Annotated in this window: 12 protein-coding genes; 9 read left to right on the top strand and 3 right to left on the bottom strand. The window is 34.0% G+C overall.

The window, feature by feature from the left end:
• The first annotated feature begins 132 nt into the window (after nucleotides 1-132).
• The 4 genes from K0R77_RS14025 to K0R77_RS14040 all read left to right on the top strand — a co-directional run bounded on the left by K0R77_RS14025 (nucleotide 133) and on the right by K0R77_RS14040 (nucleotide 4709).
• Nucleotides 133-1158: an N-acetylmuramoyl-L-alanine amidase gene (locus tag K0R77_RS14025; protein ID WP_300353584.1), complete on the top strand. Its 1026-nt coding sequence runs from the start codon at nucleotides 133-135 to the stop codon at nucleotides 1156-1158.
• Between the two features lie 70 nt (nucleotides 1159-1228).
• Nucleotides 1229-2629, top strand: coding sequence for an aspartate ammonia-lyase (gene aspA / locus K0R77_RS14030; protein WP_300353587.1), 1401 nt, complete (start codon nucleotides 1229-1231; stop codon nucleotides 2627-2629).
• Nucleotides 2630-2720: 91 nt separating this feature from the next.
• Complete coding sequence (locus K0R77_RS14035) at nucleotides 2721-3575, top strand: glycosyltransferase family 2 protein (protein ID WP_300353590.1); 855 nt, start codon at nucleotides 2721-2723, stop codon at nucleotides 3573-3575.
• Between the two features lie 87 nt (nucleotides 3576-3662).
• Nucleotides 3663-4709: a hypothetical protein gene (locus K0R77_RS14040; RefSeq protein WP_300353593.1), complete on the top strand. Its 1047-nt coding sequence runs from the start codon at nucleotides 3663-3665 to the stop codon at nucleotides 4707-4709.
• Here the strand turns inward: K0R77_RS14040 and K0R77_RS14045 are convergent.
• The 3 genes from K0R77_RS14045 to K0R77_RS14055 all read right to left on the bottom strand — a co-directional run bounded on the left by K0R77_RS14045 (nucleotide 4702) and on the right by K0R77_RS14055 (nucleotide 7773).
• A complete protein-coding gene (locus K0R77_RS14045) occupies nucleotides 4702-6180 on the bottom strand; it encodes a lipopolysaccharide biosynthesis protein (RefSeq protein ID WP_300353596.1) in 1479 nt (492 codons plus the stop codon). The genes K0R77_RS14040 and K0R77_RS14045 overlap by 8 nt on opposite strands.
• A gap of 6 nt (nucleotides 6181-6186) precedes the next feature.
• Nucleotides 6187-6981, bottom strand: coding sequence for an FkbM family methyltransferase (locus K0R77_RS14050; RefSeq protein WP_300353599.1), 795 nt, complete (start codon nucleotides 6979-6981; stop codon nucleotides 6187-6189).
• Nucleotides 6982-7095: 114 nt separating this feature from the next.
• Complete coding sequence (locus tag K0R77_RS14055) at nucleotides 7096-7773, bottom strand: DUF2461 domain-containing protein (RefSeq protein ID WP_300353601.1); 678 nt, start codon at nucleotides 7771-7773, stop codon at nucleotides 7096-7098.
• Between the two features lie 276 nt (nucleotides 7774-8049).
• On the opposite strand from K0R77_RS14055, the gene K0R77_RS14060 reads away from it, so the two are divergent.
• The 5 genes from K0R77_RS14060 to K0R77_RS14080 all read left to right on the top strand — a co-directional run bounded on the left by K0R77_RS14060 (nucleotide 8050) and on the right by K0R77_RS14080 (nucleotide 15098).
• Nucleotides 8050-9765, top strand: coding sequence for a DEAD/DEAH box helicase (locus K0R77_RS14060; RefSeq protein ID WP_300353603.1), 1716 nt, complete (start codon nucleotides 8050-8052; stop codon nucleotides 9763-9765).
• Between the two features lie 257 nt (nucleotides 9766-10022).
• The gene (locus tag K0R77_RS14065) at nucleotides 10023-10661 is read left to right on the top strand and encodes a DUF47 domain-containing protein (protein WP_129536417.1); all 639 of its coding nucleotides are present in this window, start codon (nucleotides 10023-10025) and stop codon (nucleotides 10659-10661) included.
• 19 nt (nucleotides 10662-10680) lie between these two features.
• The gene (locus tag K0R77_RS14070) at nucleotides 10681-11823 is read left to right on the top strand and encodes an inorganic phosphate transporter (protein WP_300353608.1); all 1143 of its coding nucleotides are present in this window, start codon (nucleotides 10681-10683) and stop codon (nucleotides 11821-11823) included.
• 788 nt (nucleotides 11824-12611) lie between these two features.
• Nucleotides 12612-13910: a T9SS type A sorting domain-containing protein gene (locus tag K0R77_RS14075; RefSeq protein WP_300353610.1), complete on the top strand. Its 1299-nt coding sequence runs from the start codon at nucleotides 12612-12614 to the stop codon at nucleotides 13908-13910.
• Nucleotides 13911-14126: 216 nt separating this feature from the next.
• Complete coding sequence (locus tag K0R77_RS14080) at nucleotides 14127-15098, top strand: polyprenyl synthetase family protein (RefSeq protein ID WP_300353613.1); 972 nt, start codon at nucleotides 14127-14129, stop codon at nucleotides 15096-15098.
• Nucleotides 15099-15122 lie beyond the last annotated feature (24 nt).

Raw genomic sequence — 15122 nt, forward strand, 5'->3', positions numbered from 1 at the left:
ATAACGTTTTTTGAATGATCGCTATTCCGTTATTGCGAGTGCAAATATAGAATAGATTTCTTTATTTACCAAATAATTTTCAGAAAAAAATTGTGTATTTTTGAGGGAATAATCGGTTAAAAATCTAAACTAATGCGTAAAACATTATATATCATCGGCTTAAGTGTTTTCGTTTTTTCGTGTACTTCACAAAAAAATGTAAAGAAAAGTTCTTATAAGCCAAAAACAGTTACAGCACAAACAAAAACCGCAGTAAAACCTGCCAATTCTGAAAAAAATAAACCGGAAATAACAACCGAACATGGAGTGGAATTTTTCAGATCCAATATTGCAGATATTACTAAAAACGATAACACCACAAGTTACGGGTCTATCGTTTCTGCAAAACCTGCAGGCTATAAAGTTGTGAAAACTCATTTTCCGGCAATTGCGCAAAATTTCAGACAAAAATATCTGATTTTACATTATACGGTATTACCAGATGACAAGTCTATAGAGGTTCTTACGCAGCAGTCTGTAAGCGCGCATTATTTGGTGAATAATTTAGGTGATAACGAAATTTATCAGCTGGTTGATGAGAATAAACGCTCGTATCATGCCGGTGTAAGTGCGTGGCGTACCGATAAAAACCTTAACGATACTTCTATTGGGATCGAAATTGTCAACATGGGATACAAAGCTGATGCTGCAGGAATGAAAACTTTTGAACCATTCAGTGATGAACAGATCAAAAAAGTAGCTGCATTGGCAAAAGATATTGTGACAAGGTATAATATTCCTGCAACGAATGTTTTGGCGCATTCAGATATTGCTCCGACAAGAAAACAAGATCCGGGACCACTTTTCCCATGGAAAAAACTATACGACGAATATCAGATTGGAATGTGGTATGATGAGATGGCAAAACAAAATTTTCTGACTTTGGCACAAACCGATATTGAGACAAAATACAACGAGCCATCTTTTATTTTCGTAGTTCAGACAGCTTTACAGAAATTTGGTTATGATATTCTTCCAAACGGACAATGGGATGATGTAACGAAAAAAACAATTGAGGCATTACAGTATCACTTCAGACCTCAGAATTACAGCGGAGTTTTAGATGCTGAAACCTGGTCGATTTTGCAGGCTTTAAATCAAAAATATCCAACAAAATAAAATTTTAAACGCATCTTTCAACGGTGCGTTTTTTATCATTTAAATAAATTAAACTGTTAAAAATATTTTAATGGAAAATTTCAGACAGGAAAGCGATTTATTAGGCGTACTTAATGTCCCTTTAAATGCATATTACGGAGTTCAGACGCAGAGAGCTATTGATAATTTTAAAATTTCAGGTCAGCTTCTTTCATCTTATCCCGAATTTATAAAAGGTCTGGCTTTCGTCAAAAAAGCTGCCGCAAAAACCAATTATGAATTAGGTTTACTCGATCAGGATTTATATTTCAAAATTGCTGAAACCTGCGATGAATTGATTGGAGGGTTATTTCATAGCGAATTTCCTGTTGACATGATTCAGGGTGGAGCGGGAACTTCTATTAACATGAATGCCAATGAAGTAATTGCCAATCGGGTTTTAGAAAAATTAGGAAAAAATAAAGGTGAATACGAATTTTGTTCACCCAACGATCATGTTAACCTTTCTCAATCTACCAACGATGCTTATCCTACAGCAATCAAAATGGGATTGTTGCAGATGAATGAGACTTTGGTTGAAAAATTGAAAAAAATTGTTGAAGCTTTTCGTACAAAAGGGCAGGAGTTTCAGGATGTGATCAAAATGGGACGAACTCAGCTTCAGGACGCCGTACCGATGACGATGGGGCAGGAGTTTGAAGCTTTCGCAGCAACTTTAGAAGAAGATATTTCTAAATTAAATAACAACGCCAATCTGTTTGTTGAAGTCAATATGGGTGCAACGGCAATCGGAACAGGAATTAATGCTCCGATCGGTTACGCAACGCTTTGTGCTAAAAATTTGGCCGAAATCACGGGTTATCCTGTCGTTTCTGCTCCTGATTTGGTTGAAGCAACTCCGGATACAGGTTCTTACGTGATTTATTCATCAGCAATGAAACGTCTTGCTTTAAAATTGTCAAAAATCTGTAACGATTTGAGATTATTATCTTCAGGACCTAGAGCTGGGTTGTCTGAAATCAATTTACCTCCAATGCAGCCCGGTTCGTCTATCATGCCTGGAAAAGTAAATCCCGTTATTCCGGAAGTTGTCAATCAGGTTTGTTTTAAAGTAATTGGGAATGATTTGACGGTAACTTTTGCCGCAGAAGCCGGACAATTACAGCTGAATGTAATGGAACCTGTTCTTTCTCATGCCATCATGGAAAACATTCATTTTCTTTGCAACGCACTCGACACGCTTCGTACAAAATGCGTCGTAGGAATTACTGCCAACAAAGAAATATGTCTCAATATGGTCAAACACAGCATCGGAATTGTGACTGCTTTGAATCCTTATATTGGATACAAACAGTCGACTCAGATTGCAAAAGAGGCTTTAGAAACAGGAAAAAGTGTTTACAATTTAGTTTTGGAGAAAAATCTGCTTTCACAGGAAAGATTAGACGAAATTCTTGATCCTAAAAATATGTTGAAACCTCATAATAAGTAAATGTCTAATAGGTATTGGTGATGAGTCGTTTTTTTGTTTATAATTTTTCCATTGTCAAAATATTAAGAAGTCGAGAACTACAAAAATAGCTGTGAAATTTTTAATCATCATTCCCGCGCACAACGAACAGAATAATCTGTCATTCACTTTAGATTCTTTGCAACAGCAGAGTTTTAAAGATTTTAAAGTAGTAATTGTGAACGACGGTTCTACAGATAAAACATCCGAAGTCATTAAAAAATATATTGATGATGATTCGCGTTTTCAAACAATTGATCTCGAAAAATCTGCCCATCAACCGGGTTCTAAAGTTGTCAGTGCTTTTAAAAATGGATTGAAAACCCAGAATATCAATAGTTTTGATATCATCTGTAAGTTTGATGCTGATATTATTCTTGACGAAAATTATCTGTCTGAAATAGATAAAGCTTTCACAGGAAACCCAAAATATGGATTAGTTGGAGGTTTATTGTATGTTGAAAAAAACGGAGACTTGGTTTATGAAGGTAATTCTAATAAACATCATGTTCGTGGTCCTATGAAAGCTTATAGAAGAGAATGTTTTGAAGCCATTGGAGGTTTGAGAGAAACTTTAGGTTGGGACAATATCGATTCTGTTTTGCTTAAAAGTTTAGGCTGGAAAGAAGTGGTTTTGCCTGAACTGCATGTGAAATTAATCAAAGTAAAAGGAGCGGATTATACCATAAAACCGGCAGATTACTACGGTAGATACTTTTATTTTTTAGGCTTAAACCGATTTCTAACGTATGTTGCAGCTGCAAAAGAAGCAATGAAAATCAAATCAGTTTCTTTCTTTTTCAGTATTATAAAATCATACGAAAGCTGTCGTTCAAAAAATTTAGAGTTGAAAATTTCTAAAACTGAACAAAAAATTATCAATGATCAGCGTTGGAAAGCTTTGAAAAATAAATGGCTAAAAATGTAATGTTTTTACATCAAGAAATAAGGTTTGCCATTCCGGAGGAATGACAAAAGATGATTATTAAATTATTTGATAAGGTATTTAAACTTAATGAAAAAAATAGCCTACATAGAAATCGATACCCATGCTGAAATTGCTCAGGATTTTATGGATTTAATGCATGATTCCAAAGAATTTTCTGTGGATTTTTATTTTTCAGAAAAGATTAAAAATCAGATCAGGGAAGATTCTCAATTTATTCATGTGTCAGATTCTTCAATGATTTTGGATCAGTTGTCTGCCAAAAACTATGATTTGGTGATTATTGGGACCGTTCATCGTTATTTCAATACTTTTTTAACGATCAGTCAAAGATTCAATACTTCGGTGATTGTTCATAATCTGAATTTTTCTCAAATTTCAAAATCAGATTTAATTAAGAATATTTTTAAAAATGATTTTATTTACAGATTAAAATTGTGGTGGAAAGAAGGATTGTTTTATACCAAAAAAACATACGGGAAAGCCAGAAACCTTTTGGTTCTTGATAAAGAATTATCGTCTGAAAAATATCAGTTTTTGCCGCTTTTTTATACTAAATCTTTTGAGCAAATAAATAATAAAGGTTTGATAATAGCTATTCCGGGAGGTGTTTCTCAAAAGAGAAGAGATTATCAGAAAGTTTTCACAATTATTCAAAACTTAAAGACTGAAGAAGATTTTACCTTTGTTTTTTTAGGAAAGGCTAAAGGAGAGGAATTAAAAAATATTGAAAGTCTAAGTGAAAATCTTTCCGGAAATATTAAAATTATTTATTTTTCAGAAAGAGTTTCTTCCAATGTTTTTGATGATTGGATGCAGAAAGCTAATGTTTTGTGGTGTCCGATTCAGAAAGAAGCTGAATTCTTCAGTCAAAAAGAAATCTACGGAAAAACAAAAATGACGGGTAATTTGGGCGATGCAATCAAATACGGAAAACCTGCGGTTTTCCCGGGTAATTATTCGTCAAAGCTTGATTTTATCATTCCTGAAGAGGAAAATATAATTGCACAATTTCAAAATCTGAAAAATTCAAACTTTAATTTTTATAAAGATTTCAGCAGAGAGAAAACTCAGAAAGATGCAGAGCTGCTTCTGAATCGATTGATTTCTACTTAAATTTCAAAACACTTTTAATGAATTTCATATTCATATATTGCTCTACCGGAAAAATCTTTGTGAAATGATTTCCAATAAAAATTAAGATCAAAACGACTGCAGGTTTATACACCAGATTGATGAATTGATTGTCGAAATTTGGTAAAACAATCGCAACTGTAATCGCCAAAGTGCAGATGATCGAAACAAAGATCATCTCAATACTCAAAGGAGAAACTTTAAACATCACGTAGTTGAAAATAATTTTGATAACGTTATAAGTGGTCAGGGAAATTGCAGTTGATAAAGCAATTCCCATCAGTTTAAGGTCGGTGTTGTTGATGAAATAAAGATTCAAAGTGATTGTTAATCCTGCCAGTAAAAGCATCACCAAAATATTAAAACGGTAATACTTTGAAAGCGAAATAATGTTGCCATTAAAGCCGGTTGCAAGATCAATCAGAACTGCAGAACCCCAAATCCAGATAACCGGAGTGTATTCCTGAAGCTGAAGGCCGTTTTTAGGCATGAAATGCGTTAGAAATGGAAAACCGACCATGATGCAGGAAAACAGAATTGCTCCCAGAAAATACAATGACAGCGATGTTTTTTTATGAAATCTGTCGAGTTCTTCCATATCATCATCTGCTAGATTTTTGCTGATGATCGGCGCAGAAATATTAAACAAACCGAGTTGCGGAATTGATATTAAAGAAATCAATGCATACAAAACAGAGTAAATTCCGTTTTCTTCCATTCCTAAAAACTCACCAATCATGAAGCTGTTGATTGCCAGATAATTTCCGAAAGTTCCTAAGAAACCAAAAAAACTATAGCTGGAAAATTCTTTCCAGAATTGATCTTTTTTAAAATAATCTGTACTGAAATCAAAATTAATTTTTTCTAATCTGTTTGTGTAATAAATGTATCCCGTAAGCATTAAAGCAAACATTCCGAAGAAGAAAGCATAGGCAATCTGTTGTGATAATGCAAAGTAAAAAACCAGACAAAATGCACCAAGGTTAGCGATTTTGGGAAATAAATTATCAAAAATATTTGAGACAACAATTCGTTTGTAATTGGAAGTGTATTTATTGAAAATTGCACAAAATGATAGCAATAAAATCATTGGAAGAATAACTTCTTTGATTTTCCAGGCTTCTGTATTTTTAAAATTGGGATAAATGTATGGAATGATGAAAAATACAATCGAAAACATGCAGAAATTTACCAAAATGGCTACAAGAGAAAGAGAAAGCATATTCTGTTTTTTGCCGTCTTTTTCTACTTTGTGAAAAAACTTCACGTTAGAATAAGAAATTCCGAGAACGACAAAAGGAACCAGCATTTCTGCTGTAGGTAAAATGTATCTCAGTTTTCCGTAAAATTCAAAATCATTCGGGAAAATGAAAATCGCCGAAATAGTTCCGATTAAAAAACCGAGATATCCAATGATAGAATACTTAAAACCTTGTCTTGCAACTACACTCATAAGATTTTAAAGTTTTTTTGAAATGAAAATGATGTTATTGATGTAATCGGTTTTATTTTTTTCGTCTGCTGTATTTTTGATGAGAATTTCTTCGGTCAGTTTTTCGAGCTCAAAATTGTTTCTGTTCAGGTATTTCGCTTCAAAACCCCAGCTTTCCACTTCTGAAATTTCATTCCAGATTGGCTGTTCGTGGTGTCTTTGTTCCATTTCAACCATCAAAGTCGGCTTGAATTTTTGTATTGTGTTTTTTCCGCCAAAAAGAGTTTTCATTTCATTTCCTTCAACATCTATTTTGATGAAATCGATTTTCTGGATGTTTTTAGATTGCGTCCAGTCATCCAATTTTACAACTTCTACAGTTTCGGTATAAGATTTTTCCTCGTCTTTTTCTCTGTAAGAAGTATTGAGTGTTCCTCTCGAGGCAACCATTTTTCCTTTGATAATGGGAACTTTAAATTCAGCAGTCGTATTTTCGTCAGAAAGAGCAATAGATGAAATATTCATCGACGGAAAAAGCCTTTTTAGTCTGACGCTAAGTTTTTTATTGGGCTCGAAAGCATAAATATTTTGATGATTCAGCTTGTTTTCGAACTGATAGAGAAAGGTTCCTACATTGGCGCCGATGTCAAAAATTACTGCGTCATTTTGTAAATATTCTTTAATCCAAACCAATTCGGGTTCTACATTACGCTTAGAAAAATTTTCTTTACTGAGATTATTTAAACTTTTAAAATATCTCTGTTTGTAGAAACTTGGGCTGATATATTGTAGGTTTTCTGCGAGTTGCTGGTATAAAGACATTGCTTTCTTTTTTATGACGACCGACAAAGGTAATGAAAAATGTTAAAATGATGTTAATTTGAGTTAATTGTAAAATGTTGTTTATTAGTGGATTGTGATATTTTATTGAAGCAATTACTCGGAAACGTTTGAAAAAGGTGTGTTTAAAAAATCATTCAGCGGTTTTGCAGATTTCATAATAGCAGTAAGGTTTTCTGCTGCATTTTTATCCATCACATCTTTATCGGTCAGATGATGTACTCCGATAAAACTTTTGAGTTTCAGATATTCTGCCATCGGATCTTCCTTTTCAAAACCTTGCGGAATTTTTTTTAATTCATGTTCGCGATCTAATTCTCCATAATATTTTTTGAAATCTTTATGATCTATTGCTTTTAAAAAGTCGTCTTTGAAAACCGATATTTCTTTTCTGATTTCTTTTAAAACCGGAGCTTCAGGCAAATAAATTCCGCTTGCGATAAAAGATTTTCCGGGCTCGATGTGAAGATAATGGCCAGATTTTTCATTACTTTTTCCCATTCCCAATGACGCTCCGAAATAAGTTTTGTAAGGAGTTTTATCTTTAGAAAAACGAATGTCTCTGTAAATTCTGAGAAGAGATTTTTTGGCATTGAGCTTTGCAATCTTTTCGTCAGATTTCCCAACACGATTGATGAGTTCTTCTACGAAAATTTCAAACTCGTTTTGCGCTTCAGTGAAGAGGTTTTTATGATCATTAAACCATTCACGATTATTGTTTTCATTCAGCTTTTTAAGGTAGTGGAGTATGTTTTTTGAAAGTGTGGCAGCCATTTTGTTTATTTTACTCAAAATTAAATAAAACAAATCAGACTTCGGGGTTTTAAGATTTCATTTAATAATTCATAAATATGAATGAAGAATTCAAATAAATTGATAGTTTAGAATAAGTTTGAGAATTTTTTAAATTTAAAATAATTTTTTTGTCCTTTTTTTGAATAAATTTAAAAATACTTAGAGTTTTCCAAAATAAATTTATCAATTCGTTAATATTAGATAAAGCATTATCCAATAATTAGTTGTATCTTTGCAAAAATTTTATATTAATTAATGAATTTATTTACGGAGACCAATTTAAGTCCTGATATCCTTAAGGCCATTGGCGAACTGGGTTACGAAAGCCCGACAGAAATCCAAAAACAGACTATCCCTTTTATTCAATCAGATATTCGCGATCTAATCGCACTTGCGCAGACAGGGACAGGCAAAACAGCAGCGTTTTCGCTTCCGATTTTGGACATGATTGACGATACGAGTCGCAAAATCCAATTTTTGGTGCTTTGCCCGACACGAGAACTATGTCTACAGATTTCAAAAGACATTAACAACTATTCGAAGTACATGAAAAACATCAAAACTACAGCAGTTTATGGTGGAAGCAGTATTACGGATCAAATGCGTTCTTTGAGAGATAAACCACAAATTATTGTGGGGACTCCGGGAAGGGTGATCGACTTGATCAACAGAAAAGCTCTTGATTTCTCTGAAATCCACTGGTTGGTTTTAGATGAAGCAGATGAGATGCTATCTATGGGTTTCAAAGATGAATTGGAAACAATTTTGAAAGAAACTCCTGAAACAAAACAAACTTTCTTGTTCTCGGCAACGATGAGTAAAGAAGTTGAAAGAATTTCTAAAAGTTACCTTACAAAACCTCACCGTATTTCTGTGGGTTCTATTAACGAAGTTAAGAAGAACATCAAGCATGAATACTATGTAGTTGGGTATCGTTATAAAAAAGAAGCTCTGAAAAGATTAATTGATGCAAACCCGAACCAGTATTCTATTATTTTCTGCAGAACAAGAATGGAAACTCAGGAGGTTGCAGACTTTTTAATGCAAAACGGTTATGCCGCAGATGCTCTTCATGGTGATCTTTCTCAGGCGCAGAGAGATACGGTAATGAAGAAATTCAGACTGAAAAATATTGATATTTTAGTTGCTACTGATGTTGCTGCAAGAGGTTTAGATGTAGATTCACTGACGCATGTTGTCCATTTCTCTTTACCTGATGATCCTGAAGTTTTCGTTCACAGAAGCGGAAGAACAGGTAGAGCAGGAAAAGACGGTATCTCTATGTCTTTGATTAAGCCTGAAGAAAGCAGAAAGCTGAAGCAGATAAAATCAACTACAAAAATTGATATTGTAGAAAAGAAAATTCCTACAGGAGACGAAGTAATATCGGCTCAGGTAACTGGTGTTTTTGAAAAATTAATGACTGAACACGAAAATATCTTTGATTTTGATCAAAGTCTTGTTCCGGACTTGAGTAATTTCACGAAAGAAGAATTGGTTGTGCAGTTGCTACAATTCCAGCTAAAAGACCTTGCTTTGTACTACAAAGACAAACAAGATCTTATGGATCAGAAGTTCAACAACAGAGATGATGATAGAGGTGGAAGAGACAGAGACAGCAGAGGAGGAAGAGACCGCGACAGAGGAAGAGATCGTGACAGAGGAGAGCGTAGCGACAGAGGAGAAAGAAGAGGAGATCGTGGCGGTAAGCCAAGACAGAGAGATGAGAATATGACTAGATTTTTCTTCAATCTTGGTAAAAAAGATCAGTTGAAAAAACTAGATGTACTGGAAATCATCAATAAAGCTACTTCAAGCAAAGGAAGCAAAAGAGCGGAGATTGGAAACATCGAAATTCTTGAAAAATTCTCATTCTTTGAAGTTGAAAAATCTTATGGCAATGAGCTTTTAGGAAATATTCAATCTATGAAATTTAAAGGAAAAGATATGAGAGCTGAAGAGGCGAACTAATCTTAGACTTGAAATATAATTTGAGCCGGCAGTTTTTGTCGGCTTTTGTTTTGGAACTAAATAAATAAAGTTTTTTATTTATTAAATTATGAAGGACAAAACATTGATTCCAAATAGGATAGTAACTAGCTGGTTGCTGATGGTAAGTCATATGAACAAATATTAATTCAATATTAACAAAAATTAATGTAAGTTGCTTTTTGTTGAGGTGCTTTTTTAGGAAATTTGCACACGAATAAATTAAATACAATTTACAAATGGCAATTGGTAATATTTTCCACGCATTTCAGCCAAAAGATAAAATTTTCTTTGTGCTTTTCGAAAAAGTAACAGAGAATTTAGTTGCAATGTCTAATGATTTCAACAACGGAGTAAAAGATTTTGATCTGAACGATGATGCAATGTTGAAACTGATGAGCGACTATGAGCACAAAAATGACGAGCTTACTCACGAGATCTTTATTGAATTGGGGAAAAACTTCATCACACCGTTCGACCGTGAAGATATTCACACACTGGCAACAGGTTTAGATGATATTGCAGATTATATCTACGCTTCTACAAAATATATTTTCTTATACAAATCTCCGATGATGAAGGCTTACGCAGACTTCTCATTACTGATTCACAAGGCTTGCCTTGAAATTCAGAATGCAATGAAAAACCTTAAAGGTTTTAAAAACATGGAGCAGGTAAAAGAAGCTTGTATCAAAGTAAATTCTATCGAAAATATTGCTGATGATCTTCTTTCAAACTCTATGGTAGAGCTTTTCGAAACAAATGATGCCATCAATATCATCAAAATATCATCAGTTCTTAATTATCTTGAGATCGTAACCGACAAAGCAGAAGATGTTGCCAACACGATTGAAAACATCATGATCAAATACGCTTAAAAACAATACATAACAAAAAATGGAATTTCCTATTTTACTTACGGTTATTATTGCTTTGGCTTTAATCTTCGATTATATTAATGGTTTTCATGATGCTGCCAATTCTATTGCGACGATAGTTTCGACAAAAGTTTTAACGCCGTTTCAGGCTGTTCTTTGGGCAGCACTCTGGAATTTTGCAGCTTTCTTTATTGCAGCGTACATCATTGGTGAGTTTAAAATCGGTAACACGATTGCCAAAACCGTCAACGAAAATTTTATTACGCTTGAAGTTATTTTCTCAGGTCTGATTGCTGCCATTGCATGGAACCTTTTGACATGGTGGTTCGGAATTCCTTCATCATCATCTCACACACTGATTGGTGGTTTCCTGGGAGCAGCTTTAATGCACGCTTTCTTAATGGATTATCATGAAGTTGTGGCTACAACTCCGGATTTAGGAATGTTTGAAATTTTAAAACAGACTTTTTCTAAAGTAGCAAGTCAGGATGTGGTGAAATTCAGCAAAGTAATTCCTATCTTCTTATTTATTTTCCTGGCTCCGATTATAGGGATGGTGATTTCGATTATCATTACTTTGATTATTGTACATCTTTATAAAAAATCAAATCCGCATAAGGCAGACAAATCTTTCAAGAGATTACAATTGGTTTCTTCAGCTTTGTTCAGTTTAGGACACGGTTTGAACGATGCTCAGAAAGTAATGGGAATCATTGGGGCAGCATTGATCTACTATCACGTAAATATGCTTCAGGATCCTGTTTATTTAAATATTGAATCTGCTGAACGTTTTAACTATTTTGCAGAGCATTATATGTGGGTTCCTTTAGTTTCTTTTGTTGCAATCGCTTTGGGTACAATGAGTGGAGGTTGGAAGATTATTAAAACAATGGGTACTAAGATTACCAAAGTAACTCCATTGGAAGGTGTAAGTGCTGAAACTGCTGGTGCAATCACGCTTTTCATTACTGATCACTTTGGGATTCCTGTTTCTACAACACATACCATTACCGGTTCAATTATCGGAGTAGGATTGACTAAAAGAGTTTCTGCAGTTCGTTGGGGAATCACAGTAAGCTTACTTTGGGCTTGGGTTTTAACGATTCCTATTTCAGCAATTGTTGCTGCGCTTACTTACTTGGCGGTGACGTTTTTGACGTAAAATACAGATCAGAATGATTTCAAAAAATTAAAAAATCAATCATACAAAATTTAACCGCAGATTTATATTTGCGGTTTTTTGTTTTACGGGGATTGAGTAAATAGCTTGTTATTAATTTCTTAATAATTTTCTTCAATTTCTCTCACTCTCTTTGTCATTCCGCAGGAATCTCGGCAAAGATTTGAAATGTTTCGTTTAGATTCCTGCAGAATGACAAACTTTATGTTTTATTAATCTAGTTATAGGCACTAATTAAGATAAAAAGGTAGCATTTTACTTTTAACTATGATATTATTTGAAACCTCTTTGTCATTCCGCAGGAATCTCGGCAAAGTTTGAAATGTTTCGTTTAGATTCCTTACGGAATGATAAACTTTATGCTTTACTAATCAAGTTTTAGCTTTTTCTGTTGATTATATAAATTGCTTTGGCGAGACCATGATGCTTTGCGGTTAAGAAGTTTATACACAGAGATTATTATAGAAGCAAGCTTGTGAAAAATATTTACAAGTAAGGTGATAATTAAATTTCCAGGATATAAAATATAAGATTGTTTATCCATGTCAAAGCTTATGGTTTTGCCTTTAGAGAGCGTGATTAGTTGTTACTTAAAGAAACAAAATGATATTAATCTATCTTATTTTATATTAAAGCTTAAAAAACGAAAAATATAGGATGCATTTATAAATTTAGTCGATTTTGAAAAAAGAATTTCTTAATTTCTCACATATATAAATTCTATAAATGACATAAATTATGCAATTTTGGGTTAATAAAATCCTATCACTATGAAAAAAGTTTACTTACTTTCAGCCTTCTTGTTTTTAATCAGCTTGAATGCTCAGACCAATCTAAGGCTTCTCACCGGTTGGGGAACGCGTCTTTATGACATCAATAGTAATGGAAATGCTGTGCATTCCGGAGGTTATTATAGCTACAATACAAATACAAGTACAGCGATAGAACCCGTTGCTGATGCTACAAACCGACTGAATAACGGAGAAAATATAGCAGGAAGCATGCCTTTTGTTGCAGCAGATGGTTCTAATCTAAGCCAGGCTGCTTACCGCAAAAATGGAGTATGGACACCTATTGGTTATTTCCCTGGAGATATACCCGGAAACAGTTGGTTCGGAGATGCAAAAGGAATTTCAGCAAACAGTATGTATGTCACTGGACAAATGACATCAGGTAATGCAGGAAGCAGTTATCCTTATATTTATAATACACAAACCAATACACTCACCAAACTTACGGGTGACCTCCTTTATAATAATGGTCGTGGAGCAGATGTAAATGATAATGGCATCGTAGCTGGCTGGGTAGACCGGACAGATATTTTCGGAGCCGGAACTTTCAGAGTGCCTGCATATTTTGATGCAGCTGGGGTTTTACACTATATTGATTTCAGTACTCCGGAATATGGAGAAGCCGGTGATGTGAATAATGCAGGACAAGTTGTAGGCTATAAAGGAAGTAAAGCCTTTATCTATAATATTAACACCAATGTGTATCAATCCTTTAATGCACCTGCAGGATATACCGATGCTGTATTTGTATCAGTTTCAGAAAATGGTGTTGCTGTAGGATATTGCGGAATGATCGGGGATAGAGAAACTATCATTTATCATCCATCCTTAGGTGCAAATCCTATTTTACTTACTGATCTTTTGATTTCTCAAAATATTCCGGTAACCACTTTTGATACAAAACTCGGCACCGGAATGGGAGTTTCGCCAGACGGTATGTATATTTGTGGCTTTGATAATACTATTCCTCCAATATTTGCAGCAGGATGGATTGTTAAATTAGACAATTCAATACTTTCCACAACCAATGTAAAGGACAATACTTTTAAATTTAATATTTATCCAAATCCGGTACAGGATGTTCTCAATATTTCCAGCGAAAAAATAATAAAATCAGTATCTATATATGATGTAAACGGGAAAATGGTAATAAGAGATCAACTGATCGATAAAATAAATGCTAAAATTGATGTATCTATGTTAAATACAGGCGTGTATCTTGGAAGCGCAACTTTAAATGATGGAAATATTAAAACTTTTAAGATTATTAAAAAATAGATTTTCTGATCTGTATAAAACGGTTTATTGACATTGTCAATAAACCGTTTTTCTTATTTTAAAAATTACCTCCTATAAATGAGAGAAACAAAGTAGATAATTCAAAAGCAATATAAACGGCTTATATGATCACTGGGAAAATTTGTTCTTGCGAGCAAAGTTTTTTGTTTTACAACCCCTCAGAAAATCGTATTTTTGTTCAAATTAAAATCTTTTATGGAATTCTTAGACACCTACCAACAGATTGTTGCTGATGCCATTAATAAATATACGTTCAAAGATAAGCCCGCAGAATTGTACGAGCCGATGAATTACATCATCTCACACGGAGGAAAGCGCCTTCGTCCGATTATGGTGCTTATGGCTTGTGATTTGTTCGGTGGCGATATGAAACAGGCAATAAAGCCTGCTTTGGCAATTGAGTTTTTCCATAATTTTACGCTGATTCATGATGATATTATGGATGAAGCACCTTTAAGAAGAAATAAGCCTACCATTCATACTTTACACGGAATCAACGTTGGTATTCTTTCCGGAGACGGATTGATGCTGAAAGCATATAAGTTTTTTGAAGATCTTGAACCCGAAATTTTCAAAGCATGTATCAGAATTTTTACCCATACAGGGTTGCTTTTATGTGAAGGACAACAATACGATATCAATTTTGAAACTCAGGAAAACGTGACTTTTGACGATTATATCAGAATGATTACCTATAAAACCGGAGTTTTAAGCGCATCTTCATTTGAGATCGGTGCATTGATTGCAAAAGCGCAGTTTAAAGATGCAAAAGCTATTTTCAACTTCGGAAAACACATCGGAATTGCTTTCCAGATTATGGATGATTATTTGGACGTTTTCGGAGATCAGGCGCAGTTTGGTAAAAAACACGCAGGTGATATTTACGAAAATAAAAAGACGGTTCTCTATCTTTTAGCCAAAGAACACGGTACCGAAGAAGAGAAGAAAGAATTGGATTACTGGTATTCTAAAAAGACTGATAATATCGACAAAGTTTACGGTGTTGAAAAGATTTTCAGAAGAACAAAAGTTGATGAAAAAGCATTACGTCTGATCGAAAAGCACAACGAAATCGGTCAAAGCTATCTTTCAAAAATAGATATAGCGGAAGATAAGAAAAAACCGTTTGCTGAGTTGGCAAACTACCTTTTGAGAAGAGAAAGTTAATTTTAAGGTTGATAATAGGTTGTA

The organism is Chryseobacterium sp. (assembly GCF_029240215.1).
Lineage (GTDB): Bacteria > Bacteroidota > Bacteroidia > Flavobacteriales > Weeksellaceae > Chryseobacterium.